Consider the following 23,877-nt stretch of genomic DNA (forward strand, 5'->3'; position numbering starts at 1 on the left):
CCCTCGTCAGAAATCCAGATCGGCATAATGGGAAACCGGCGTCAGTCCGCGCACGCGCTCGGTGAGCATCGGCCGGAAGGAGGGGCGCGATTTCAGCCGCTGGTACCAGTCTTTGGCGAGTGGCGATTCCGACCAGTCGATTTCCCCGAGATAATCGAGGATGGAAATCGAGGCTGCGGCGGCCAGATCGGCGTAACTCATCCGGTCGCCGGCAAGCCACTGGCGCGAGCCTGCAAGCCAGGTGAGATAACGCATGTGCTGGCGGATATTTGCGCGCGCCGTGCGCAATATCTTGGAATCCGGGGCGCCTCCGCCCTGGTCGGCCGTCATCTGAAGCTTATAGACGCGCTCGCGCGCCAGCGGCTTGGTGACGTCGTTTTCCATCTTCTGCATGAACCATTCCGTCAGCCGGCGGATTTCCGCACGCTGGAATGGATCTTCGGCGAGCAACCGACGGTCGCGCTTCAGCACGCCATGCGTCTCGTCGAGATATTCTGAAATGACGGTCGCGCCACAGAGCGCCCGCATGCTGTCGTCGACATAAACAGGCAGCGTGCCGGCCGGGTTGAGCGCCAGGAAGTCGCGGCGCTTCTCCCAGGTCTGTTCCTCGATCAGCTCCGCCTGATAGCCGTATTCCGCCAGAATGAGCCTGACGAAGCGGGATGCGGACGACATGGGATGATGATAAAGCGTGGGCATCGATACTCGGACTTTTGATTGTGGTGCATGGGCTCAAGGGCTCGCCACTTATACCGCCCTAGTCATGACTCATTAGTTGAAGCTATAGGAGCTTGCCCCCGCCAATACAAGCGAATCGGGCTCACCTGCCTGACAAGGGACAAAACATGGCTGCCTGAATCATCGCAACTCCCCGCTCGCCTTTTCTTGCCTCCCGCTCTGGCGAATGATGATTGTGCAGTGCAATATAAGCCTGACCGCCACTCCAGTCCGACCGAACCCCAAACCGGAGACACTTTATGGACTACATAAACTCTATAATTCTGGGCATTATAGAAGGGATCACAGAGTTCCTGCCGATTTCGAGCACCGGCCATCTGATCATTGCCGAACAGTGGCTTGGTGCCCGCAGCGATACATTCAACATCGTCATTCAGGCGGGAGCGATCCTCGCCGTCACGATTATCTACTGGCGTCGTCTGCTTGATCTGCTGCTCGGCTGGCGCGATCCGCAAAACCGCGATTATGCCTTTAAACTGATTGTCGCCTTTCTGATCACGGCAGTGCTCGGCCTTCTCGTCAAGAAAATGGGTTTCGAGCTGCCTGAGACCGCAACGCCGGTTGCCTGGGCGCTGATCATCGGCGGTATCTGGATGATCTTTGCCGAATGGGCCGCCGCCCGCCGCCCGCCGAGCTCCCACATCACCTGGCTTGTTGCCATTCTGGTCGGTATCGCCCAGGTCGTCGCCGGTGTCTTCCCGGGCACGTCCCGCTCCGGCGCCACGATCTTCGTCGCCATGCTGGCCGGCACGGCCAATCGCGCTGCGGCAACCGAATTTGCGTTTCTCGTCGGCATTCCGACCATGTATGCCGCAAGCGCCTTCTCGCTGCTGAAGACCTTCAAGGATGGCGGCGCGGCCAATGAAGACTGGACAGCGCTCGGCATCGCCTTCGTCGTCTCCACGATCGTCGCCTTCGTCGCCGTCAAATGGTTGCTGGCCTATATCAGGAGCAACCGCTTCACGGTCTTTGCGATCTATCGCATCATTTTGGGTGTCGTCCTGCTCGGCATGGCGATGGCCGGCATGATCAGCTGATATGCTGAAAAAGTGAGCGGTCGAACATTTGTCGCTCGCATCAAGGCAAAAATAAAAGCCGGTTCGAAAGGACCGGCTTCTTTATTAGTGGGTGATGGAGGCCGTCGAGCAGGGATCGACGCCATAGGCCGGCGAGCAACCGCCCTTCACCGCTGCGACGGAGCCCGGCGCAATGAAGGAGCCTGCGAGGATGACCAGTGCCGCACACGCAAAAAGAAGCGCGATTGACTTACCCATTAGAAATAGCCTTTCACAGTGATTGCCGCACGCCTGCGAGGCGCTTGAGTCTGTCTGAAGACGCGCGGGGGTGTTTAGTCAGTGGAATGGCAAATAGCAATAAATGTTCCTGCTAAATTTGGTGTTAATTCCACTAAATTTCCTATGCGTCTTTTATGCAACGTCACACATTATGAAACGCCTCATAACGCGTCAGGCTTGCGCCGGATTTGCATCGCACAAAAACAAAGCGCCGCCCGTGAATGTTCACGAGCGGCTTGAACGACCGTCTGTCGATTATCAGGCAGCCTTGCCGGAGCCGGTATATTGACCGTGCGGGCGGTAATGCACGAGATAGGAGTCGAGCACTGAAGTCGCCATCGTTGGCTTGATGCCAAGGCCCTTCAGCGTGCGGCCTTCAGCTTCGGCTTCCTTTGAAACGACGTTGTCGTGCTTCAGCAGCTTGACCTGGTCCGGCGTGATCGGCGGCGCGATGAAAGGCACCAGCGAGGCGATGCTGCCGATTATGGATGCGATGCCGAACGGCAGGGAAACGAGCGGGTTCTTGCGGACCGTGACCTTGAGCATGGTCTCGAGACATTCGCGGAAGGTAAGCACTTCAGGACCGCCAAGTTCATAAATCTTGCCAGTTTCGACCTTGCCGTCGACAGCGCGGGCAACAGCCTCGGCAACATCTTCAACATAGACGGGCTGGAATTTCGTCTTGCCGCCGCCCACGAGCGGCAGAACAGGAAACATGCGCGCCATGTCGGCGAACTTGTTGAAGAAGCTGTCCTCGGGACCGAAGACGACAGACGGGCGGAAGATCACCGCGTCCGGCTTGATCGACAGGATGGCGGCTTCCGCGCGGCCCTTGGTGCGGCCGTAACTGGACTGGGAGCCGGAATTTGCACCGATAGCCGAGAGGTGGGTGAGCGTCGCACCTGCGTTGCGGGCAGCTTCGGCAACGGCGCGACCGCCGAATTCCTGCACCGCATCGAACGTGTTGCGGCCGCTCTCGTGGAGGATGCCGACGCAGTTGATGACATGGTCGGCACCTTCGACGGCCCGGTCGATCGAATTGCGGTAGCGCAGGTTGGCCTGGACGAAAGAAATCTGACCGACATTACCGAGTGGCTGCAGGAAGCCTGCGAGATCGGGGCGGCGCACCGCAACGCGTATGCGGTAACCGCGCTTGGCGAGCGCCCGCACGACATGTCTGCCGATGAAGCCGGACCCTCCGAACACGGTGACGAGCGGCGGAAGGTTGGCAAGGGTCATGGCAGGCTCCTCGAAAGGCTTTGGAATGCTGTGATTGTTTTCGTCTTAGCCCAATACCGACGCGACGAAAAGGGCCATCGCGCCACAGTTCTTACCCGTTCAAAACTGGCTCAGACGCCTTCGACCACGACCATTTCCGCGTCAGCCACCTCATGGCGGATTTTTGCGGCAGCTTGGTATTCGGGCGAATTATAGCAGTCGACGGCATGTTGCATCGTGGGAAATTCGATGACCACGTTGCGGGCGCGCGCCTTGCCTTCAAGCTCGGTAATTGCACCGCCGCGGGCGAGGAAATTCGCGCCGTATTTCTCGAAGGCCGGCTTTGCGGTCGCGACGTAATCCTTGTAGCGCTCGAGGTCGCGTACATCGACGCGGGCGATCCAGTATCCCTTGGCCATTCCTGTCTCCCGTTTCAGCGGTTCGCCGGCCAGAGCGCGGCGACCATTTCATTGAGGATTGCACGCGCAGCTTCCCGCGGCTCCGGTGCCTTGACGATCGGGCGCGCGACGACGAGATGCGTGGACCCGGCCTTCAGTGCATCCCTAGGCGTCATCACCCGCTTCTGGTCGCCCTTTTCGGCGCCTGTTGGGCGAATGCCTGGCGTAACGATCGCCATATCAGGTCCAACGATCTCGCTGACAGCAGCGGATTCTTCGGCGGAGCAGACGATGCCGCCCATACCCGCAGCACGCGCCTGTTCGGCGCGGCGCGCGACCAGCGCCCGCGGATCATATTGATACCCGGCCTCGACGAGGTCTTCGGCATCCATCGAAGTCAGCACGGTCACGCCGAGCAGGCAGAGACCGGAGCCCCTTGCCGCCTCGACTGCGGCCTTCATCGCTTTCGGATAGGCATGCAGCGTCAGCATCGACATGCCCATCTTGGCGATGTTTTCGACGCCGGATGCGACCGTATTGTCGATGTCCAGCAGTTTCATGTCGAGGAAGATCTTCTTGCCGCTAGCGGCAAGGTCGCGGGCGAATTCCAGCCCGCCGGCAAAAACGAGCTGGTAGCCGATCTTGTAGAAGAGAACGTCATCGCCGAGCGTGGAAACCAATCTTTCCGCTTCGCCAATCGTTGGAACATCCAGTCCGACGATCAACCGCTCGCGTGCGTCCATCTCAAATCATCCCCGCCAGTCTTCAATGGGTGTCCAGTCGCATGATAAGCGCCGATCCGCAAGGCCGAAAGCATAGAGATTGCCGCCGCCGGCCGGCTGGTCGCGATCACGCGCAATGGGGGCTCCGGCCAGTTGGCATTTGAGCAGCGTTCCAACGCCGCCATGGCCGACGAAGGCGATCGGCGCTGTCCGGTCATGGGAGGATAGGATGGTTTCGACGGCAGAAACGATGCGGGCCTGCGCATCAGTGGCCCGTTCCCAGCCCCTGAAGCTCTCTTCCGGGTGTGCGAAAAACCAGTTGGCGGCCTCTTCGAACTTGTCCGGTGGCAGGAAACCGGTGGCGGAGCGGTCGTTCTCATGCATGCCATGCACGATCTCGATTTTCACGCCTGACGCCGCTGCAAGGATTTCCGCCGTCTCGATCGCTTTCGTCTCGTCGCTGGAGACGATACGGGTCAGCCGTTTCGCCCAGTCGCTTGAAGCAGCCTTGCGGGCGCGTTCTGCGCCAATGTCGGAAAGCCCCCACTTGGGAACGGGAACCTCAGGGTCGATCTTGACCTGGGGATGAGTAATATAAAGTCCAAACATTTATCCGCGCCGATAGATCCAGAGTTGAGCTGGAGGAATATTGCGCACGATGAAATCAAAATGATGAATGCTGTAGCGATCGGCATTGGCAACGATCGGCGAGACCGCGCCATAGGAGATCTGCACTACCGGCCGGCCCGCCGGCATGCGATCGAGCAGGCTTTCCAGGAGCGCGATGCGCGCCTGCATGGGAAAATTCAGAAGCGGTATGCCTGAGATCACAGAATCGAACGTCTGGTCCTTGAACACGCCGAGCGTCCGGTCGAGATCGAAGGCATCGCCGTTGATGAAGTTCACGCCTGGATAGAGGCGTACGAGATGTTCGTAGAAATCCGTCGAATATTCGATGGCGACAAGCTTTTCCGGCTTTATGCCATGCGCGAGGATCGCCTTGGTGATGGCGCCCGTGCCGGGCCCGAGTTCGAGCACTGGCAAGTCCGAATGCGGATTTGCGACACTCGCCATCTTGCGGGCGGTAATCGAGGAAGTCGGAACGATGGAGCCGACAGTTTTCGGCCCCTGCATCATGCCCTTGAAGAAGCGGATTTCCTCGTCAAACTTCCTGCCGAGCCGTTCCTTGAGCCGCAGTGCCATGCCGTCCTCCCATGCCTGCCGTTAAACCCTCCCTTAATTGCAGGAGGACGAAGCAAAAACAAGAGGCGATGTCGCGATCAGGAAAGTTTCGACGACAAAAGCGACGCGAGATTAAACGCGCATCGGCATCAGCACATAGAGAGCGTCGTCACCTGCGGTGTCACGCACAAGTGTCGGCGAGCCCGCATCGGCCAGAAGGAAGATTGCCTCGTCTCCGGAAAGCTGCGCGGTGATATCGAGCAGATATTTGGCGTTGAAGCCGATTTCCATCGGGTCGGTATCATAGCCGACTGCGACTTCTTCGGTCGCACTGCCGGAATCCGGATTGTTGACGGTGAGCAGAAGCTGGCCGTCGGAAAGGGCAAGCTTTACGGCGCGCCCGCGCTCGGAGGAAATGGTCGAAACGCGATCGACGGCCTGGGCGAAGCTCGTGCAATCGACGCGCATTTCCTTGTCGTTATTGGTGGGAATAACGCGCTGATAGTCTGGGAAAGTTCCGTCGATGAGCTTCGAGGTCATGACGATGCCGCCGATAGTGATGCGGATCTTGGCGTCGGAAACTTCCACGGTGACGACCGCATCAGGCGAGTCGACGAGCTTCTGCAGTTCGCCGACCGTCTTGCGCGGAATGATGATGCCCGGCATGCCTTCAGAGCCCGAGGGCGCATCGACATCGGCGCGCGCCAGGCGATGACCGTCGGTGGCGACAGCACGCAGCTTCAGATCGCCGCCGCTCTCGATCGTGTGGAAAAAGATGCCGTTCAGATAGTAGCGTGTTTCTTCGGTCGAGATCGCAAACTGCGTGCGGTCGATCAGCATCTTCAGGTCGCTTGCCTTCAGCTTGAAGGAATGCGTGAAAGTGCCGGCGGTCAGGTCGGGGAAGTCGGATTCCGGCAGGCACTGCAGCGAGAATTTCGAGCGGCCAGACTGAACGTTCATCGAGCCGCCATCCTGGGTGGTGGCAAGCAGCACTTCTGCGCCATCGGGAAGCTTGCGGACGATGTCGTAAAGAAGATGGGCCGGAACGGTGGTGGCACCCGCCTGCTCGACATTGGCAGGTGTGGCTTCGGTAATTTCCAGATCGAGATCGGTTGCCTTCATGTCGAGGCTCTGACCATCTGCTTTCAACAGCACGTTGGACAGGATCGGGATCGTGTTGCGGCGTTCGACCACGCGGTGGACGTGGTTCAGCGACTTCAAAAGGTTTGACCGCTCAATAGTAATACGCATGGGATGCTACCGCTTTCGACCTTTATTGCCCGGGCGCAAAAAGCGCCGCGTCACTGTTTCCCCTTCGGGAGAGGGGAGTGGACGGGCAAAATGGCAGAACTTTGCCAGCGATTGCAAGAGGCATGGCCGTCCACAGGCTCGCAAATGCCGTTTTGCAGCGCAATGCTCACAGAAATTGCGGCTCTTGTCGAAGCAGCACCGCTCGCCCATAAAGGCAAGAGGCTGGCGGGACGAAAGCGAGTGACATGACGGAAGAGGTAAGAGCGGAAACCGGCGCCCGGCGCGGCTTTCGCCTGCATAATATTGCGGTGCCGGCACGCCCGCTCGAACCGGCCCTCTATCTCGTTGCCACGCCGATCGGCAATCTGGGCGACATTACGCTGCGGGCACTGGAAACGCTTGCCGGTGCCGACGTCCTGGCCTGCGAGGACACACGCGTTACCCGCGTCCTGCTTGATCGCTACGGCATCCAGAACCGGCCTTTCGCTTATCATGAACATAATGCCGATGAGGCAGGGCCGAGGCTCCTGCAGGCGCTCGAGGCGGGCAAGTCGGTGGCGCTTGTTTCCGATGCCGGCACGCCGCTTGTATCTGATCCCGGTTATCGTCTAGCGCAGCAGGCGATCGAGGCAGGTTACCGCGTTATCCCCATTCCCGGCGCTTCGGCGCCGCTTGCTGCCCTCGTCGGTTCAGGCCTGCCAAACGACGCCTTTCTCTTTGCGGGCTTCCTGCCGACCAAGGACAAGGCTCGCCGAGCCCGTCTCGCGGAATTCGCAAACGCACCGGCGACACTGATCTTCTTTGAATCGCCCCACCGCATCGGTGCGACGCTGCTTGCCGCGGCCGATGTGCTTGGCGGTGCGCGCCAGGCGTCTGTATGCCGCGAACTGACGAAGACCTACGAGGAGTTCCGCCGCGGTACGCTTTCCGATCTTGCGGTCCACTATGAAGAGCATGACAATGTGAAGGGCGAGATCGTGCTGGTGATCGGCCCGCCGAAAGAGCAGCCCGCCACCGAAGCCGATGTCGACGCGATTCTCACCGATCTCGCGAAATCCCTACAAACGGCCAAGGCCGCGACCGAGGCTGCCCGCTTGACCGGCCTGCCACGCAAGGTGCTCTACCAGAAGCTTCTCGATATGAAGGCGGCGAATGGCTGACGGCGAAGCGACGCTCCGCAGGAGAAAGGCGCTGCGCCGGGGCTCGGCCGCGGAATATATTGCCGCTGTTTTCCTGATGCTGAAAGGCTATCGCATCCTTGCCATGCGCTACAAAACGAAGCTCGGCGAGATCGACATCATTGCCCGAAAGAGGGACCTGGCCGTCTTCGTCGAGGTCAAGGCGCGCGCCGACGAAACAGGTGCGATAGATGCCGTCTCCTACACGTCACAAAATCGAATCCGGGCTGCAAGCGATCTCTGGCTTGCCCGTCAGCGCGATTATGCGCGGCTATCGCAGCGCTACGATATCGTTGCGATAGTGCCCGGGAAACTGCCTCGTCATTTCCCGGATGCCTTCTGATCTCTCGCCGAGTTTATTCTGGCGGCAGTGACGGTATCCGCAAGTCGTCGGCGGCGAGCAAGTTTTCATTAAAATTTTAGCGCCTGCTTGAACGGCCCTTTACGACTCTTTTGTTATCCACGGTTGAGCTAGGGGTAGCAAATTGGGGGTTATGCATGGCCTGGAAGATGATGCTTGCAACCGCCGTCGCCATGGCGGCGCGATCCGTGCCTTATGCGGCGCTGAAACCATCGGGGAAAATATTCATCGCTCACGCAAGCGATGGCTTGGTTCTGAAACCGACGCCGATCAATCCGGACTGGATCATCAGCGGAAACCCGCAGGCACGCACGGCAGAACATTCCCGCGGCCATGACGAGGCGTCGCTGACGGCGATCTGGGATTGCACATCGGGTGAATTCCGCTGGCGTTTCGGCTGGGACGAAACGGTCATGATCCTCGAAGGCGAGGTGCATGTCACCACCGAAGACGGAACGGAACGCACGCTGAAGACCGGTGACGTCGCCTTCTTTGCCGGCGGCACCTGGGCCAACTGGAGGGTCGATAACTACGTCCGCAAGGTCGCCTTCCTGCGCAAGCCCTTCCCGAAGCCGCTTGCCATCGCCTACCGCCTGCGCAACCTGTTGCGCAACAGCGGTGGCTCCGGTATCGCAGCCTGAAAATTGCGCATCCCGAAACGCCCGAAGCCATTGATTGCCGTTGCGTTTGATACCTGACCGACCTACATCTGGGCGGCATCAGCTCAAGGGACGGAAATGGCCAAGATCAAGAACGTAGCGGTCCAGATGGACCATGTCTCCGGCATCAACATCGCGGGCGATTCCACCTTCGCCATGAGCATCGAGGCGCAGGCGCGTGGCTACAAGCTCTTTCATTACACGCCTGATCGCCTGAGCTTCCGCGACGGCAAGCTTTATGCCTCCGTCGAGCCGATGGTGTTGCGCGACGTCAAGGGTGACCATTATGAGCTTGGTGCGCCCGAACGCGTCGACCTCTCGACCATGGATGTCGTCCTGCTGCGCCAGGATCCGCCTTTCGACATGGCCTACATCACCTCGACGCATCTTTTGGAGCGCATCCATCCGAAGACGCTTGTCGTCAATGATCCGGCCTGGGTGCGTAACTCGCCCGAAAAAATCTTCGTCACGGAATTTTCCGACCTCATGCCGAAGACGCTGATTACCAAGGATCCCGCGGAGATCCGCCGCTTCCGCGACGAGTTGGGCGATATCATCCTGAAGCCGCTCTACGGCAATGGCGGCGCAGGCGTCTTCCACTCCACCAAGGATGACCGCAACCTGTCCTCGCTGCTCGAAATGTTCGGCCAGCTCTTCCGCGAGCCCTTCATCGCCCAGCAGTACCTGCCCGACGTGCGTAAGGGCGACAAGCGCATCATCCTCGTCGACGGTGAATTTGCCGGCGCCATCAATCGTGTTCCCGCCGAGCATGACAGCCGCTCCAACATGCATGTCGGCGGCCGTGCTGAGCCAACCGAACTGACGACGCGCGAAAAGGAAATCTGCGATCGCATCGGCCCGGCCCTGCGCGAACGCGGCTTCCTGCTCGTCGGCATCGATGTCATCGGCGATTACATGACCGAAATCAACGTGACCTCGCCAACTGGCATCCGCGAAGTAAAGAAGTTCGGCGGCGCCGATATCGCAAGCCTTTTGTGGGATGCTATCGAGGGCAAGCGCGGCTAAAGCAAAGCCAGGAATACTTCCGGACTACCAAAAGTGTTCTTGTCGTTCCGCCTTTGATCGCCTCCGTTCCAAGATTGCAACCCGCTGCAATTTGATTGCAGCGGATAGCTGAATTCGTTCGCTTATCGTTCTTGTTTTATTCCGGCTTCCATGCCAGATTGTGACCGCCTTCATAGGTTGGGTATCGGGGTCACGGGGCAGGGGCATGGTCGCGCGCGTCAGTACGGTTGCATTTCAGGGCATTGAAGGTGTTCCGGTCGAGGTCCAGGTCATGGTCGCTCCCGGGAAAATGGGGATCCAGATCGTCGGGCTTCCTGACAAGGCGGTCGCGGAAAGCCGCGAGCGGGTGCAGGCAGCCCTGCACGCTTCCGGCCTGGCGCTGCCGTCCAAGCGCGTGACGGTCAACCTTGCGCCTGCCGACCTTCCCAAGGAGGGCAGCCATTTCGATCTCCCCATCGCACTTGGACTAATGGCTGCACTCGGCGCAATTCCTGCGGATGCCTTGTCCGATTACGTCGTCGTCGGAGAACTCAATCTCGACGGTACGATCGCCGCAATCGCCGGCGCTCTCCCGGCTGCTATCGGCGCCAACGCGACGGGCAAAGGGCTGATCTGCCCTGCCGAAAGCGGAGCGGAAGCCGCCTGGGCCGGTTCGGACGTCGATATCCTGGCGCCGCGCAGCCTGATAGCACTCGCCAATCATTTCCGCGGCACGCAGATCCTGTCGCGACCGGAACCATCCATTCGTCCGAATGCCGCCAATCTGCTCGATCTCGCCGAGATCAAGGGCCAGGAAAGCGCCAAGCGGGCCCTGGAAGTGGCGGCTGCCGGCGGCCATAACCTCATCATGGTCGGGCCGCCCGGTTCCGGCAAGTCGATGCTGGCGTCCAGGCTACCGTCCATCCTGCCGCCGCTCTCGGCGGCCGAATTGCTGGAAGTCTCGATGATCCACTCCATCGCCGGTCAGCTCTCCGGTGGCAAGCTCTCCGACCGGCGGCCATTTCGCACGCCGCATCATTCGGCGACGATGGCGGCCCTCATTGGCGGCGGCCTGCGCGCCCGGCCGGGCGAAGCCTCGCTTGCCCATCACGGCGTGCTTTTCCTCGATGAATTTCCCGAATTTGCACCACAGGTGCTTGATGCCCTGCGTCAGCCGCTGGAAAGCGGCGAATGCGTCATCGCGCGGGCCAATCATCGGGTCTCCTATCCCGCGCGGATCCAGCTCGTCGCGGCCATGAATCCGTGCCGCTGCGGTATGGCAGGTGAACCCGGCCATACCTGTGCCCGCGGGCCGCGCTGCATGACGGATTATCAGGCCCGTATTTCCGGCCCGCTGATGGACCGTATCGATATCCGCATCGACGTGCCGGCGGTCTCCGCCGCCGATCTTATCCGGCCGACGGCAGCCGAAGCGAGCGCCGATGTTGCCCGGCGCGTGGCCCGCGCCCGTGACATCCAGCGCGAACGGTATGCATCAGCAGGCGCAAGGGGCATTTCGACCAATGCCGGCTGCTCCACTTCGATGATCGAGAAATTTGCTGAGCCGGATGCGGCCGGATTGCAGCTGTTGCGCGATGCCGCGGACAAGATGAAGTTCTCGGCGCGGGGTTATCATCGCGTCCTGAAGGTTGCCCGCACGCTCGCAGATCTCGACGGCAAGGATACGGTTGGCCGTATCCATCTGGCAGAGGCGATTTCCTATCGCGTCGCCGGCGCAAGGCTGACTGCCGCTGCATAAAATGACCGCTGGGTGAGAGACAAGATCCTGGTGTGGATCAAGGCAGGGCCAGGGCTCTATCTCGCCATTGCTGGCGCAACCTGTTTTGCGGCGGAAACATCCGCACGATGTGATCGGGTCTTGGGAACAGCAGAGATGCGGCAGGCCAAAACCGTAGCAGCGAACGACGCAATTCAAGATGTTGGCGAGGTTAAACGGAGTGCCAAGACAGTTGGCATCGCCTGAAAGAATAGGCTCGCAGCTTCTTCCCGCCTCAAGCGCAGCGGGGTTGTGGTGTATGAAATAAGCAAGCGTTTCCAAACGCTTGTCGAAAATCTTGGCCCAGTTGGGAATAACTGTGCTTCGCCGGCGATCTAGTTCGTCAGCGAGAGCGTGGATGATTTACTGCTTTCGCCACTCGAAACGCCCTCAACGAGGGGAGGTATGCGATGTCACTTCGCGTCGTCCCGGGATCGGCTGCTGTGGCCGCGTTTAGCCTGTCGCCGAAGCCTGAATTCGTTGCCCCGGCACTTGCTGGGACAATCGGGGAACCAACGGCTGGTTTCTACAAAGATGTATCGAGGTCACGGCGACGATTTATGAGGGCATCCGAGCAGACGAATATCTCGGCGAGTTCTGTGTCGGGGCAGGATAATATAGCCAAGGCCGAGGTGTCCGCGCTGAAACAGCTTCGCCCTGGTGCTTGCGAAGAGTTCGAAGGCCTGCGGGCGGTGATAGCCGCAAGGAACGGACAACCGAGGAACCGGCGGAATACAGGCGGTTGTCAATGAAAGGGGCTGGCTTTGATTAAGGGCACTGATCTGACGATATCCGAATGCCTTCGTGATCCTCTTATTGCCGTGCTGATGCATGCCGATGGCGTGAAACTAGAAGACCTCAGGCAATTGCTTGAGGCGGCGGCCCGCAACTGGCAGTCTAAGCTGGATAATTGTCTGAATACAGGTGCGAGGGACTGGTCGACGGAAATGCAGACCCCTTTGCAACGAACGGGGGATGCCGTTTCCCTCATTGGCATGGCAGATGTTTGATGATCATGTTTGGTCATTCTCGATCCGGACCACGCCCGGAACCCACGCGCTAAAGCAGGCGCCGTTCTTACCCTATGAATTGAACGTAGAATTGCCAGATATCATCATAGCCTCTCCTGTGGAGTTCAGACGCATGAAGTGGGACACGTCAAAAAGATTAGAGCCGATAGTTCTCGTTTTTGCAGAAAGGAGAGAGCGCAGGGTCGTCCGCACAGCTCGCGAGGCGGCCGAAGTATTGCTGAGGGACTGGCCGGCCGAGGAGGGAGAGGAATTCCTGGTGGCGGTGAAAACCTGTTTGGACGTCATTACCGGAAAGGCCGAACCTGAAAAGCTGCACCAGGCGATCGTCCGTGCAGCATATGAAGCTGGCATTGCGGCGATCACCACTGATCATCGACTGGGTGTCGTGAGGATGTATCCGCGACCGCACATCGCGTCGGTAATGTCAGGCTGACACCGGCAGCATGATAAAAGGGGCGCCGAAGCGCCCCACGAACGGTGACACGAAGTGCCGAAATCCAATCAGCTTCCGAGACCTTCGAACAACGCCGTCGAAAGATAGCGCTCAGCGAAGGATGGAATGATCACGACAATGTTCTTTCCGGCATTTTCCGGACGACGACCCACTTCGATCGCCGCCGTCAATGCCGCACCCGAGGAGATGCCGACCGGCACGCCTTCGAGCCTGGCGACGAGCCGAGCCTGCTGGAAAGCGTCGTCATTGCTGACGGTAACCACCTCGTCATAGATGCTGGTGTCGAGGATTTTGGGCGCGAAACCCGCGCCGATGCCCTGGATCTTGTGCGGGCCAGGCGTGCCGCCTGAAAGGATCGGTGAATCGGTCGGCTCGACGGCCACGACCCGAATATCCGGCTTGCGGCTCTTCAGCACCTGGCCAACGCCAGTGATCGTGCCACCGGTGCCGATACCGGCCACGAAGATATCGACGTTGCCGTCGGTGTCGTTCCAGATTTCCTCCGCCGTCGTCTTGCGATGGATTTCCGGGTTGGCGGGGTTTTCGAATTGTTGCGGAATAACAGCGTCTGGCAGCGAGGCGGCGAGCTCCTCGGCCTTGGCGATCGCCCCCTTCATTCCCTTCGCCCCCTCGGTCAGCACCAGCTCCGCGCCGAGCAGCGCCAGCATCTTTCGGCGCTCGACGGACATGGTTTCCGGCATGGTCAGGATCAGCCGGTAACCCTTGGCAGCGGCAGCAAAAGCGAGCGCGATACCGGTATTGCCCGAAGTCGGCTCGATCAGCACGGTCTTGCCGGGCGAGATCTTGCCCTGCGTTTCCAGGCTCTCGATCATGGCGACGCCAATACGGTCCTTCACCGAGGCGATCGGATTGAAGAACTCGAGCTTTGCCAGAATGTTCGCCACGACGCCCTTTTCCTTGGCGATCTTGTCGAGGCGAACGATCGGCGTGTCGCCGATTGTATCGGTAATGGAGGAATAGATGCGGCCGCGGCCCGGTTTGTGCGACATGGTGCTCTCCCTTTGAAATCCATATTGAAATCTGCGGAGAGAATAGGGTCAAAGTGGCGGTGAGACCAGAGTGGCTTCACCCGTCGGCCGTGCAAGCCAGAGAAAAAATCCTTTGAAAACCGTTCGTTGCCGAATGTTTATTTCAGGCGGCACGCGTTGCGATGAAGGCTGCCGTGCCCGCCAGGATGCTGGCTGCGACGCGGTTCAGGGCCTGCAACGCGCGCGGCTGCTTCAGCATCGTGCGGGCGCGCGATGCGAGCAGCATGTAGGGAATGAGCACGATCATCAGTACGACGAAGGTGACGGCAAGCAGCATGAGATAATCGCGCATTCCGATACTGTTGAGATCGATGAGGGTCGGCACCAGCGCGACATAGAAGAGCATGGTCTTCGGATTGCCGAGTGTCACCAGCAGACCAGACAGGAACGACATGCCGGCGCTGCTGGATTTTTTCGCGGCAATATCCTGTGGCAGCAGGCCGGCGGTCCAGAGCTTCCATGCGATATAGCCAAGATAGAGCGCGCCAGCGATCTTGATGACGAGGAAAATCTCGGTGAAGGTCTGCGCCACGAAGGCAAGGCCAAGGATAACGGCGGTCAGGTAGCTCATATCGCCGAGCACGAGACCGAGACCCATGAAGAAGGTTTCGCGGAAGTTCGAACCAAGGGCGCGCGCCACGATTGCCGTGATCCCCGGGCCGGGAATGGCGGCGGCGATGAACAAGGCGCCAGCATAGGCGATCAGGGCGGTAAGGCTCATCTTTGGATCCAGGAGATTGCGTCGTCTTTCTATAGGCGCATGAGGCATGCTCCATCAATCGCCGGGCGCTGATCTGTCCATAACCATAAAGAATAGGTCGGCTGAACCATGATCTACTTGGAAACCAAATCCGCCTTGCTATTTTCCCCTTGCAAGCGGCCGCAGACACGGCCCGCCGAGGCTTTCCCCAGTCGTCGGCGCAGAAGGTTTTCATCACCAAGGAGAGAATGCATGTCGCCTACCTCAGCCGAAGCCCGCAGACGTTCGCCGCTCAAGACCCCTTCCGACCTTCCGACCAATGCGATCACCGATATTTCGGCCGCGTTGACCGCGTTGCTCGCTGATGTCTTCGCGCTCTATGTGAAGACCAAGAATTTTCACTGGCATATGTCCGGACCGCATTTTCGCGATTACCATCTGCTGCTCGACGAGCAGGCGGAACAGATCTTCGACATGACGGACGAGGTTGCCGAACGCGCTCGCAAGATCGGCGGCACGACGCTGCGCTCGATCGGCCAGATCGCCCGCCAGCAGCGCATCCCGGATAATGACGCAGACTATGTCACCCCCGAGGACATGCTCTCCGAACTGCGCGAAGACAACCTACACCTCGTCTCCATCCTGCGCGAAGTGCATGAGGTCTGCGACGAGCACAATGACGTGGCGACCGCAAGCCTCATCGAGAACTGGATCGACCAGAGCGAACGCCGCACCTGGTTTCTGTTCGAAACGACGCGTCAGGCGAAGTAATAGACAAGCTGAAGATGCAGCTCAGCTTCTGGTCGCCGGCAGGCGGATAAGCCTGCCCGGCGACCAGCCGAGGTTCATGCCGGCGGCAGCAAGCAGAATGACGACCGCGCCGGCAATCTGCATCGGCTGCAATGCGTGGCCGAAGGCCAAACGGTCGACCAGGATCGCGGCGACCGGATAGATGAAGGAGAGAGCGCCGGTCAGATGTGTCGGCAGCTTCTGAATCGCACCATAGAGCAGCACATACATGAGACCGGTGTGGATAACGCCGACGGTGATCAGGATCAGCCATGATCCCGTATCGGCCGGCAGGTTGGTAAAATCGGTCATGGGTGCCAGCATGACGATGCCGGTCGAAACCTGGATCAGCGCGATTAGATGTGGTGGTGTGCCTCGCAGCCATTTGGCGGCAAGCGCGGCCAGCGCATAGAAGAAGGCCGCGCCGAGCGCCAGCAGAATGCCGAGACCATAACTGCCGGAGGCGGCATCGGCCTGCGGCTTCGCCTCGACAATTGCCGCCATGCCGGCAAAGGAAAGCCCGAGCCAGAACAGCTTGGTGCCTGTGATCTTCTCACCCAGAAAGAGTGCGCCGAGCGCAAGCAGCATGAAAGGCTGAGTATTGTAGACTGTCGTCGCAATCGAGATTGACGCGTGCGAATAGGAGGCGAACAGCAGCAGCCAGTTGGAGACGATCGCGACGCCGCCGAAGACGGCAATAGCGAGCGACCGCAGGCTGATGATACCAGGCCTCAGCAGGCCAAGCGCGGTGCAGATCACGAGCAGTGTCAGCGCCCCGAAGAAGCAGCGCCAGAAGACCACGCCGCTAACCGGCTGACCCGACATGACGACGAACCAGCCGATCGTTCCCGAGATCAGCATCGCCCCCGTCATCTCCGCTGTACCCCTTCTGACTTCATCCTGCATCGCCATCTCCGTTCGTTAGCGGGAAATTGTATTGCGGCATCGCAGCATTTTCTATAAGTTGAAAGAGGGGAAAGGCTGGATGAACCTAATCTTGTTAGGAGTTTTGCCATGTTGGCTAACGAGATGCAGGCAGTCGACGATATTGACCGTGCAATGATAGAGGCACTGGCCGGAAATTCGCGAATTTCCCTAAAAGAGCTCGCCCAGGCTGTCGGACTTTCTTCGCCGAGTGCGGCGGAACGTCTGCGACGTCTTGAGGATCGCGGCGTGGTGACGCTTTTCACCATCGATCTCGATCCGGCGGCGATAGGCTACCCGCTTCAGGCGATCGTCCGGGTGCGTCCGCTGCCCGGCCAGCTTCACATCGTCGAGCGTATTATCCAGGACACGCCCGAATTCATCGAGTGCGACAAGGTGACCGGAGACGATTGTTTTATCGCTCGGCTCGTGGTCCGCTCTATGGGAGAGCTGGACAGCATTCTCGACAAGGTCGCCGAGCGGGCGGAGACCAATACGTCGATGATCAAATCCTCGCCGGTCAAGCGTCGCCTGCCGCCCCTCATACGGAAAAAATAGCCTTAGAAATCCGCCAGTGGAGAGAGCATGGCGGGATGGTGAGACTTATCTCTTTCAGCCCGCGCACCATCATCCGCGTTCCGCTTTCGTAAGGCACCGCCTTGCCGTGCCATCGAAGCCTGTCCGGGCGGAAGTGCGTTTCGACTGTCGTCGCCAGAATGCCGAGGCCGGCAAGGATGGCGGCAAATGAGGGGATTTCTGCCGCGACCACATCGAGAAGAGCGAAATGGCCATCCGCCGGCATTTTCCACGCGACGGCTGCCTTGTACTCTTCGAGATAACTCAGCCGGACGTCGGGATCGAGAAGCGTGTTGATCAGAAACATGGCCGGGCTGCTGGCGACGGCAAGCGTTTCGGATACCGGTTTGCGGGTCGCAAGCAGACCCTGGAGCAGGGCAAGATCCTCGGTATCGCGAGGCTGAAGCGGCCGTGATCCGCTATAATCCATGGCGATGGGCGCCTGTCCGACATATTTGTGAAGCGGCAGCGAACGGAAACCATATTTCTCGTAGAGTGCAGGCTTGTCCGTATAGAGGATCACTGCCTCGAAACCTTGTGCCTCGCACCAGGCAAGTGCCTTCTGCGTCACATCGCGATAGAGGCCTCGGCCGCGCCACGGCGGACGGACCGCGCCGGATTGAAGCCCGGCCGCGTTGACGAGCCGGCCATTGAGGACAAAGGGCATGGCGAACGCGGAAAGATTGGCCGCAAGCACACCCTCATCGGTAAACCAGCCGAAGGGCATGCTTGTCGGGTCCGGACCGCCGAGATCGCGCAACGGATCGATATCGATGCCGAATGTATCGTTGAGAAGCGAGACGATGGCGGCCCAGGCTGCCGGGTCGCTGAAATAGTCCTGTCGGAAATTGAGACCGGTCGTATTCGCGGCGCTCATACGCCAGTCGAGCCGAAGCCGCCGGCCCCGCGCGCGGTTTCGGTGGTCTCCGAGACTTCGGCGATGAAGGTTTGGGTGAAGGGTGCAATTACCATCTGCGCGATGCGCATGCCGCGCGTGATGGTGAAATCCTCTTCGCCATGGTTGACGAGAATGACTTTCACTTCGCCGCGATAATCGCAGTCGACCGTGCCGGGCGCGTTAAGGCAGGTGACGCCGTTCTTGGCGGCGAGGCCGGAACGCGGGCGTACCTGGCCCTCAAAACCCTCGGGGATTTCAAAGACGAAGCCCGTCGGGACGAGCGCGCGTTTGCCAGGCGCCAGCACCAGGGGCTTGTCCTCGTCAATGGCCGCGCGCAGGTCCATGCCGGCTGCCCCACGCGTTTCATAGGCGGGCAGATCCAGGCCCTGGCCGTTCGGCAGGCGGATCAGATTGAGGGTGGGGCGGGTGTCTGTGTGAATGGTCATGCGGCATTACTTCGCGCCGCAAGCAGCAAGGTCAATTGCAATGGCGCGCTTTAATCGCTAGATACGCCGCAATTCCACAGGATTCACACTATGGCCGAAAGTCTCGCCGAGGCGGTCTCCCGCCGCCGCACATTCGCTATTATCGCGCACCCGGACGCGGGTAAGACGACGCTCACCGAAAAGCTGCTGCTGTTCGGCGGCGCCATTCAGCTCGCCGGTGAGGTGAAGGCGAAGAAGGACCGCATGCAGACCCGCTCGGACTGGATGAAGATCGAGCGCGAGCGCGGCATCTCCGTCGTGACCTCAGTCATGACCTTCGAATATGAAGGCAATGTCTTCAACATTCTCGACACACCCGGTCACGAAGACTTCGCCGACGACACCTACCGCACGCTGACGGCAGTGGATGCCGCGGTGATGGTCATCGACGCCGCCAAGGGTATCGAGCCGCGTACGCTGAAACTGTTCGAAGTCTGCCGCATGCGCGACATTCCGATCATCACGTTCATCAACAAGATGGACCGCGAAAGCCGCGATCCCTTCGAAATCCTCGATGAAGTCGAAGAGAAGCTGGCGCTCGACACAGCCCCGATCACCTGGCCGATCGGTCGCTCCAAAACCTTCTGCGGCTCTTACCACCTGAAGGAAAACACCGTGCGCGGCTCCGATACGGAAGTCGCCGTTACGCCGGTCAACGGACCGCAGAGTGTCGCCGACCGGCTGCCGGAAAACGAGCGCGATGCCTTTATCGAAGAAGTGGGGCTCGCAATCGAAGCCTGCCGTCCCTTCGACCGGGAGTCCTTCCTCGAAGGCCACATGACGCCGGTTTTCTTTGGCTCGGCGCTGCGCAATTTCGGTGTCCGCGATCTCATCAACGCGCTCGGTGATTTTGCGCCGCCGCCGCGCGACCAGGTCGCCGATATCAGAACCGTGCATGCCGCCGAAGACAAGATGACGGCCTTCGTCTTCAAGATTCAGGCAAACATGGACCCGAACCATCGCGACCGCATCGCCTTTGCCCGAATCTGCTCCGGGAAGCTGGAGCGCGGCATGAAAGCCCGCCTGGCACGTACAGGAAAGCAGCTCGGCCTGACGGCGCCGCAGTTCTTCTTCGCCTCGCAGCGCCAGCTGGCCGATACGGCCTTCGCCGGCGATGTGGTCGGTATCCCGAACCACGGCACGCTGCGCATCGGCGACACGCTGACGGAGGGCGAAAGCCTGGTATTCCAGGGTGTGCCGAACTTCTCGCCTGAAATCCTCCGCCGTGTCCGCCTGGAAGACGCCATGAAGGCCAAGAAGCTGAAGGAGGCCCTGCAGCAAATGGCGGAAGAAGGCGTGGTCCAGCTCTTCCAGCCGGAAGACGGCTCGCCCGCCATTGTCGGCGTCGTCGGCGCGCTGCAGCTCGATGTCTTGAAGGAACGGCTAATGGCCGAATACGGTCTGCCCGTCTCCTTCGAAATGTCGCGCTTCTCCGTCTGCCGCTGGATTTCGTCCGAGCAGGCCGCGGAACTCGACAAGTTCCTGACCGTCAAGCGCGGCGATATCGCCCGTGACCTGGACGGCGACCCGGTCTTCCTGGCGCAGGACGGTTTCTCGCTCCGTTATGAGGCGGAGCGCTATCCGGCCATCAGGATGGTGGCGATCAAGGAATATCACGCGGCCAAAGCCGCCTGATCATCCTGCCAGCCGCTCGGCGAGGAACTCGACAACCGCGCGCACGGATGGCAACTGCCCGCGCCTGTGTGGCATCAGTGCTGTCGTCGTGATGCTGCCTGCTGTCCAGCCGGATAGCAGGCGTATCAGCCGGCCATCTTGCAGCGCGTCGTCGCAGACCGAGGTAGGCAGGATGGTTATGCCGATCCCGGCGGCAGCGGCTTTCAGCAGCACCATCGGTTCGTCCGCGGCCATGACAGGCTGGGGCCCTATCACGACTTCCGCGCCGTCATCTGAAATAAGTCGCCATTGCTCCCCGGAGAGGCTCGGCATGATCCCCTTGTGGGTGGCGATGTCCTGGGGTCGCTCGGGCTTTCCATATTTCGCTATATAATCGGGCGAGGCTACGAGCAGGAACGGGTGGGTGGTGATCCGGCGCTGTACGAGCGTGGAATCGTCGAGTGGCGAGCGGTGGCTGCGCAGCGCAATATCGAAGCCCTCCTGAACGATATCGACGAAGCGGTCCGTCACATGCAGCGATAATTTCAGTTTTGGATAGCGCGCCGTCAGCTCGGCCAGATGTTTGGAGAGCATGAACTGCGCGGTCGGCACGGCAGCCGTCAGTCTGACAGTGCCGCTCGGCTCCGCAAGGCGGCTGCGGACGATGCCCTCGGCCATTTCTGCTTCGATGATCGAAGCCTGCGCGTGCTCGAAGAACTCCCCGCCAATATCCGTTAGTGCGAAGCTTCGTGATGTGCGCTGGATCAGCCGCACGCCAAGCCTTTCTTCAAGTTCCGCCACGCGTTTGCTGATCGTTGATTTCGGAATGCCGAGATGGCGCCCTGCAGCTGTAAAGCTGCCGTTTCAACCGCCTGCACAAAGAGCTGGAGATCGTTGAGATTGAAGGCCGCCATATCATCTTCCATGTCTGTGGACTTTAAGATGCATTATCGTCGTCTGCCGCTTCATCGTCCACGAAATCATATTGCGCGGGTCAATAATTCCTCATGGAAAGGACCCGATAATGTCCCTCATACTGTTTTATGGCGTGCCGGAAGGCTGCTCCTTCGGTTCCATCGTTGCATTGGAATGGTCTGGCCTGCCGTATCGCCTCTGCCGCATCCAGATGCCCGAGGTCGTCTCCGGGGACGAATACCGGCATATCAATGCCGTCGGCGAAACGCCGTCGCTGCTGTTGCCGGACGGCCGGCTGATCAGCGAAAGCATGGCAATCCTGAACAATATAGGCGCGCAGTCGACCGACAAAGGACTGGGCTTTGCGCAGGGCACCGTGGGTTTCGATCGTCTGAACCAGATGCTCGCCTATCTGAACACGAGCTTCTTCAACGCTTTCAGCCCGCTCTGGCACTCGGTAGAGCATGAATTGGAGCCTGCAGAGAAGGAGATTCTCGTTGCTTATGGCAGGGCCAAGGTGGAGAAGGCTCACCGGACGCTGGAGCGCCTGCTTGCCGGCCGGAAATGGTTGCTGGGCGACCGGCCTGGCATCGCCGACGCCTATTTCACCGGCATCACCCGCTGGAACGACTTCCACAAGACCGTCGATATCGGACGGTTTCCGGCGGTGAATGATCTCTATCAGCGCATGCTGCAAGAGCCCGCTGTTCGTTTCGCGCATGCGATCGAGCATCAGGAGAAGGCCGAAAGCACCGGCAGCTTCATGGGAGAGATCGACCTGGACCAAGCCCTTGGCCTGCTCCGCCAGGCTGCCTGATCGTCCTTTGCCGCCCTGTCCCGCGGGGCGGCATTCTCCCATGCTGGGCGGTATTCTCTCATGCGGCTGCGATGATTTCGATTTCCACCAGCCAGTCTTTCTGGAGCGTTTGAACAACGATAGCGGTGGTCGGCACGATATGATCACCGAGTGCGGCCAGCCGTGCATTCTGGTTTGCTTCGGCATGGCCAGCATCCCCGAGATAGCTAGTCAACCGTACGATATTGCTAACCCCCATGCCGGCATCCGCAAGGATCGCCCGCAGGTTCGACCAGATAAGGTCGAGCTGGACCGATAGATCCTTGCCCGGCGCGCCCTCCGCGTCGAGGCCCATTGTGCCGCTCACGAAGAGAAAGCGGGTGGGGTTCCTGACCTCCATCGCGTGAATATAATCCGATGTTGCCGCATAGATGCCGGCGCTAAGACTGTGCTTCACCAGTTCCATTTCAAGATCTCCTCGAATATCTGAAAGCCTGGCGCTATTATTGCCGAATATTCTTCGGCGATAAGGCAGATTTTCCGAATGACGAAAGAAACGAATGGTATTCGAAGCAGCAGACAAAGGCCCGAACAACTGGACCTCTTCGACCGAAGGATATTAGGCGCCCTGGCGGAGGATGCCCTGCAGAGCTATGCGGCCCTGGGAAAAACCGTCAACCTGTCGCCGCCTGCAGTGCACGAGCGCGTCAAGCGGCTGCGCCGGTCCGGCGTCATGAAAGGTGCGCATGCTGCACTTGATGGCGCCGCGCTCGGTAAGCCATTGCTGGCCTTCGTGCATGTCGAGGCCGCAGGCTGGGGCAAAAGTGAAAGGCTGATGCAGCTCTGCCGCTTTCCCGAAGTGGAGGAAATGCATTCGGTTGCCGGCGACGCCAGCGTCATCTTCAAGGTGCGCACCGAGAGCCCGCGCGCGCTGGAAGCTTTTCTGTCCCAGGTCCATTCCGTCCCTGGCGTGACCTCTACCAAAAGCTATGTGGCACTTTCCACCTATATGGAGCGGCCCGTTCAGGCGGATATGACGGCGGACTGGCCAGAAAATCCGTTGCCGGCCTGAAGGTATGCGGTGTAGTCCAGCCACCATATCGTCATGCATAGTGCCGTTGTTGCAAGGAGAGCATATGATGGTTCGAGAAAACGAGATCCGCGAAAACGAGCTGGTGCTGGACAATCCGCCTGATGCAACCGACGCCGGCCTCGTCTTCATCGGTCGGATTTTCACGCCGTGGACCTCGCGCATGGAGACGCCGCGTCAGGGCCGGCATGACGGGCCGCTCTGCCGCATTGAGATCTTCGACCCCTGGGTGCCGGCTTTGCAGGGCGTTGCGGGTTTCGAGCGGCTCGAAGTGCTTTACTGGCTGCACCAGTCACGGCGCGACCTCTTGCTGCAGAGCCCGGCTCGCAACGGCAAGACGCATGGTACTTTCTCACTGCGGTCACCCGTGCGGCCGAACCCGATCGGCACCTCCATCGTCAAGCTGGAAGCTGTCGAAGGCAATACGGTGCTTGTGCGCGGCATGGATTGCCTCGATGGCACGCCGCTCCTCGATCTGAAGCCGGATCGGACGCTCTTCACGCCCATTGCGCCGCCGCAGCCGGGCGACTTTCAGACCGGCGATATGTCCGAGGCATGAAGCTCAGTCGACAGCCACCATCACGTCGGAGGCCTTGACGACCGCATAGGCTTCGGCGCCGACCTTGAGATCGAGTTCGTCCACGGCTTCATTGGTAATCGAGGCCGTGACGATGGTGCCATTGCCGATATCGATGCGGACATGTGCCGTCGTCGCACCCTTCACCACATCCACGACCTTGCCCTTCAGGCGGTTGCGTGCGCTGATCTTCAT

Annotated in this window: 28 protein-coding genes and 2 pseudogenes; 14 read left to right on the forward strand and 16 right to left on the reverse strand. The window is 59.9% G+C overall.

Going from position 1 to position 23,877, the window contains the following annotated elements; all coding sequences use genetic code 11:
* Positions 1-6 precede the first annotated feature (6 nt).
* Positions 7-699: a glutathione S-transferase family protein gene (locus tag FHT93_RS12245; RefSeq protein ID WP_112541893.1), complete on the reverse strand. Its 693-nt coding sequence runs from the start codon at positions 697-699 to the stop codon at positions 7-9.
* 278 nt (positions 700-977) lie between these two features.
* On the opposite strand from FHT93_RS12245, the gene FHT93_RS12250 reads away from it, so the two are divergent.
* A complete protein-coding gene (locus tag FHT93_RS12250) occupies positions 978-1,775 on the forward strand; it encodes an undecaprenyl-diphosphate phosphatase (protein ID WP_113146836.1) in 798 nt (265 codons plus the stop codon).
* Between the two features lie 84 nt (positions 1,776-1,859).
* Here the strand turns inward: FHT93_RS12250 and FHT93_RS12255 are convergent, their stop codons facing one another.
* The 7 genes from FHT93_RS12255 to dnaN all read right to left on the reverse strand — a co-directional run bounded on the left by FHT93_RS12255 (position 1,860) and on the right by dnaN (position 6,804).
* Positions 1,860-2,012 carry a hypothetical protein gene (locus FHT93_RS12255; protein WP_165911864.1) on the reverse strand — a complete coding sequence of 51 codons (153 nt, stop codon included), beginning with the start codon at positions 2,010-2,012 and terminating at the stop codon, positions 1,860-1,862.
* A 279-nt stretch (positions 2,013-2,291) separates the two neighbouring features.
* On the reverse strand, positions 2,292-3,272 hold the full coding sequence (locus FHT93_RS12260; protein WP_183847795.1) for a complex I NDUFA9 subunit family protein: 981 nt from the start codon (positions 3,270-3,272) through the stop codon (positions 2,292-2,294).
* A gap of 110 nt (positions 3,273-3,382) precedes the next feature.
* Positions 3,383-3,670: a DUF1330 domain-containing protein gene (locus tag FHT93_RS12265; protein ID WP_112970056.1), complete on the reverse strand. Its 288-nt coding sequence runs from the start codon at positions 3,668-3,670 to the stop codon at positions 3,383-3,385.
* 14 nt (positions 3,671-3,684) lie between these two features.
* Complete coding sequence (pyrF, locus tag FHT93_RS12270; protein WP_113203439.1) at positions 3,685-4,392, reverse strand: orotidine-5'-phosphate decarboxylase; 708 nt, start codon at positions 4,390-4,392, stop codon at positions 3,685-3,687.
* Positions 4,393-4,398: 6 nt separating this feature from the next.
* Complete coding sequence (locus tag FHT93_RS12275) at positions 4,399-4,980, reverse strand: histidine phosphatase family protein (RefSeq protein WP_112970054.1); 582 nt, start codon at positions 4,978-4,980, stop codon at positions 4,399-4,401.
* Positions 4,981-5,574, reverse strand: coding sequence for a phospholipid N-methyltransferase PmtA (gene pmtA, locus FHT93_RS12280; protein ID WP_112970053.1), 594 nt, complete (start codon positions 5,572-5,574; stop codon positions 4,981-4,983).
* A 111-nt stretch (positions 5,575-5,685) separates the two neighbouring features.
* Positions 5,686-6,804, reverse strand: coding sequence for a DNA polymerase III subunit beta (gene dnaN / locus FHT93_RS12285; RefSeq protein WP_112541886.1), 1,119 nt, complete (start codon positions 6,802-6,804; stop codon positions 5,686-5,688).
* Positions 6,805-7,049: 245 nt separating this feature from the next.
* Between dnaN and rsmI the strand changes: the two genes are divergently transcribed.
* From rsmI to FHT93_RS12320, 7 genes are all read left to right on the forward strand, one after another.
* Positions 7,050-7,964, forward strand: coding sequence for a 16S rRNA (cytidine(1402)-2'-O)-methyltransferase (gene rsmI / locus FHT93_RS12290; RefSeq protein ID WP_183847797.1), 915 nt, complete (start codon positions 7,050-7,052; stop codon positions 7,962-7,964).
* On the forward strand, positions 7,957-8,325 hold the full coding sequence (locus tag FHT93_RS12295) for a YraN family protein (protein WP_112541883.1): 369 nt from the start codon (positions 7,957-7,959) through the stop codon (positions 8,323-8,325). The genes rsmI and FHT93_RS12295 overlap by 8 nt, the downstream gene beginning before the upstream one ends.
* 155 nt (positions 8,326-8,480) lie before the next feature.
* Positions 8,481-8,984: a cupin domain-containing protein gene (locus FHT93_RS12300; protein ID WP_113013137.1), complete on the forward strand. Its 504-nt coding sequence runs from the start codon at positions 8,481-8,483 to the stop codon at positions 8,982-8,984.
* 96 nt (positions 8,985-9,080) lie between these two features.
* Positions 9,081-10,028, forward strand: coding sequence for a glutathione synthase (gene gshB, locus FHT93_RS12305; RefSeq protein WP_113013136.1), 948 nt, complete (start codon positions 9,081-9,083; stop codon positions 10,026-10,028).
* Between the two features lie 205 nt (positions 10,029-10,233).
* Positions 10,234-11,766, forward strand: coding sequence for a YifB family Mg chelatase-like AAA ATPase (locus FHT93_RS12310; protein WP_183847799.1), 1,533 nt, complete (start codon positions 10,234-10,236; stop codon positions 11,764-11,766).
* A 785-nt stretch (positions 11,767-12,551) separates the two neighbouring features.
* Complete coding sequence (locus tag FHT93_RS12315) at positions 12,552-12,794, forward strand: hypothetical protein (protein ID WP_348649773.1); 243 nt, start codon at positions 12,552-12,554, stop codon at positions 12,792-12,794.
* 133 nt (positions 12,795-12,927) lie between these two features.
* A complete protein-coding gene (locus FHT93_RS12320) occupies positions 12,928-13,248 on the forward strand; it encodes a DUF982 domain-containing protein (protein ID WP_113013207.1) in 321 nt (106 codons plus the stop codon).
* 68 nt (positions 13,249-13,316) lie between these two features.
* On the opposite strand, the gene cysK is transcribed toward FHT93_RS12320, so the two are convergent.
* Together cysK and FHT93_RS12330 are read right to left on the reverse strand one after the other, a co-directional pair.
* Positions 13,317-14,279: a cysteine synthase A gene (cysK, locus tag FHT93_RS12325; protein ID WP_112970046.1), complete on the reverse strand. Its 963-nt coding sequence runs from the start codon at positions 14,277-14,279 to the stop codon at positions 13,317-13,319.
* Between the two features lie 142 nt (positions 14,280-14,421).
* Entirely contained in the window at positions 14,422-15,039 is a 618-nt protein-coding gene (locus FHT93_RS12330) for a LysE family translocator (protein WP_113114752.1), read from the reverse strand.
* Positions 15,040-15,270: 231 nt separating this feature from the next.
* Between FHT93_RS12330 and FHT93_RS12335 the strand changes: the two genes are divergently transcribed.
* Complete coding sequence (locus FHT93_RS12335; protein WP_112970044.1) at positions 15,271-15,789, forward strand: DNA starvation/stationary phase protection protein; 519 nt, start codon at positions 15,271-15,273, stop codon at positions 15,787-15,789.
* Positions 15,790-15,810: 21 nt separating this feature from the next.
* Here FHT93_RS12335 and FHT93_RS12340 read toward each other — a convergent pair whose 3' ends face one another.
* Complete coding sequence (locus FHT93_RS12340) at positions 15,811-16,713, reverse strand: DMT family transporter (protein WP_183847801.1); 903 nt, start codon at positions 16,711-16,713, stop codon at positions 15,811-15,813.
* Between the two features lie 111 nt (positions 16,714-16,824).
* Here FHT93_RS12340 and FHT93_RS12345 point away from each other — a divergent pair, with 111 nt between their 5' ends.
* Entirely contained in the window at positions 16,825-17,289 is a 465-nt protein-coding gene (locus FHT93_RS12345; protein WP_037101412.1) for an Lrp/AsnC family transcriptional regulator, read from the forward strand.
* A 2-nt stretch (positions 17,290-17,291) separates the two neighbouring features.
* Here the strand turns inward: FHT93_RS12345 and FHT93_RS12350 are convergent.
* Together FHT93_RS12350 and dut are read right to left on the reverse strand one after the other, a co-directional pair.
* A pseudogene (locus tag FHT93_RS12350) lies at positions 17,292-18,184 on the reverse strand (GNAT family N-acetyltransferase).
* The gene (dut, locus tag FHT93_RS12355) at positions 18,181-18,651 is read right to left on the reverse strand and encodes a dUTP diphosphatase (protein ID WP_183847803.1); all 471 of its coding nucleotides are present in this window, start codon (positions 18,649-18,651) and stop codon (positions 18,181-18,183) included. Before dut ends, FHT93_RS12350 begins: the two are co-directional and overlap by 4 nt.
* A gap of 90 nt (positions 18,652-18,741) precedes the next feature.
* Here dut and FHT93_RS12360 point away from each other — a divergent pair, with 90 nt between their 5' ends.
* A complete protein-coding gene (locus tag FHT93_RS12360) occupies positions 18,742-20,325 on the forward strand; it encodes a peptide chain release factor 3 (protein ID WP_112541870.1) in 1,584 nt (527 codons plus the stop codon).
* Here the strand turns inward: FHT93_RS12360 and FHT93_RS12365 are convergent.
* Positions 20,326-21,218: pseudogene (locus tag FHT93_RS12365) on the reverse strand (LysR substrate-binding domain-containing protein).
* Between the two features lie 110 nt (positions 21,219-21,328).
* On the opposite strand from FHT93_RS12365, the gene FHT93_RS12370 reads away from it, so the two are divergent.
* A complete protein-coding gene (locus tag FHT93_RS12370; RefSeq protein ID WP_183847804.1) occupies positions 21,329-22,036 on the forward strand; it encodes a glutathione binding-like protein in 708 nt (235 codons plus the stop codon).
* A gap of 58 nt (positions 22,037-22,094) precedes the next feature.
* On the opposite strand, the gene FHT93_RS12375 is transcribed toward FHT93_RS12370, so the two are convergent.
* A complete protein-coding gene (locus tag FHT93_RS12375) occupies positions 22,095-22,481 on the reverse strand; it encodes a RidA family protein (protein WP_183847806.1) in 387 nt (128 codons plus the stop codon).
* Positions 22,482-22,559: 78 nt separating this feature from the next.
* Here FHT93_RS12375 and FHT93_RS12380 point away from each other — a divergent pair, with 78 nt between their 5' ends.
* Both FHT93_RS12380 and tsaA read left to right on the forward strand, forming a co-directional pair.
* Positions 22,560-23,087, forward strand: coding sequence for an Lrp/AsnC family transcriptional regulator (locus tag FHT93_RS12380; RefSeq protein ID WP_112541866.1), 528 nt, complete (start codon positions 22,560-22,562; stop codon positions 23,085-23,087).
* A gap of 67 nt (positions 23,088-23,154) precedes the next feature.
* On the forward strand, positions 23,155-23,664 hold the full coding sequence (gene tsaA / locus FHT93_RS12385; RefSeq protein WP_112542003.1) for a tRNA (N6-threonylcarbamoyladenosine(37)-N6)-methyltransferase TrmO: 510 nt from the start codon (positions 23,155-23,157) through the stop codon (positions 23,662-23,664).
* A gap of 3 nt (positions 23,665-23,667) precedes the next feature.
* Here tsaA and FHT93_RS12390 read toward each other — a convergent pair whose 3' ends face one another.
* Complete coding sequence (locus tag FHT93_RS12390; protein ID WP_112541865.1) at positions 23,668-23,877, reverse strand: molybdopterin-binding protein; 210 nt, start codon at positions 23,875-23,877, stop codon at positions 23,668-23,670.

Source organism: Rhizobium sp. BK379, assembly GCF_014193955.1.
Taxonomy (GTDB): Bacteria; Pseudomonadota; Alphaproteobacteria; order Rhizobiales; family Rhizobiaceae; genus Rhizobium.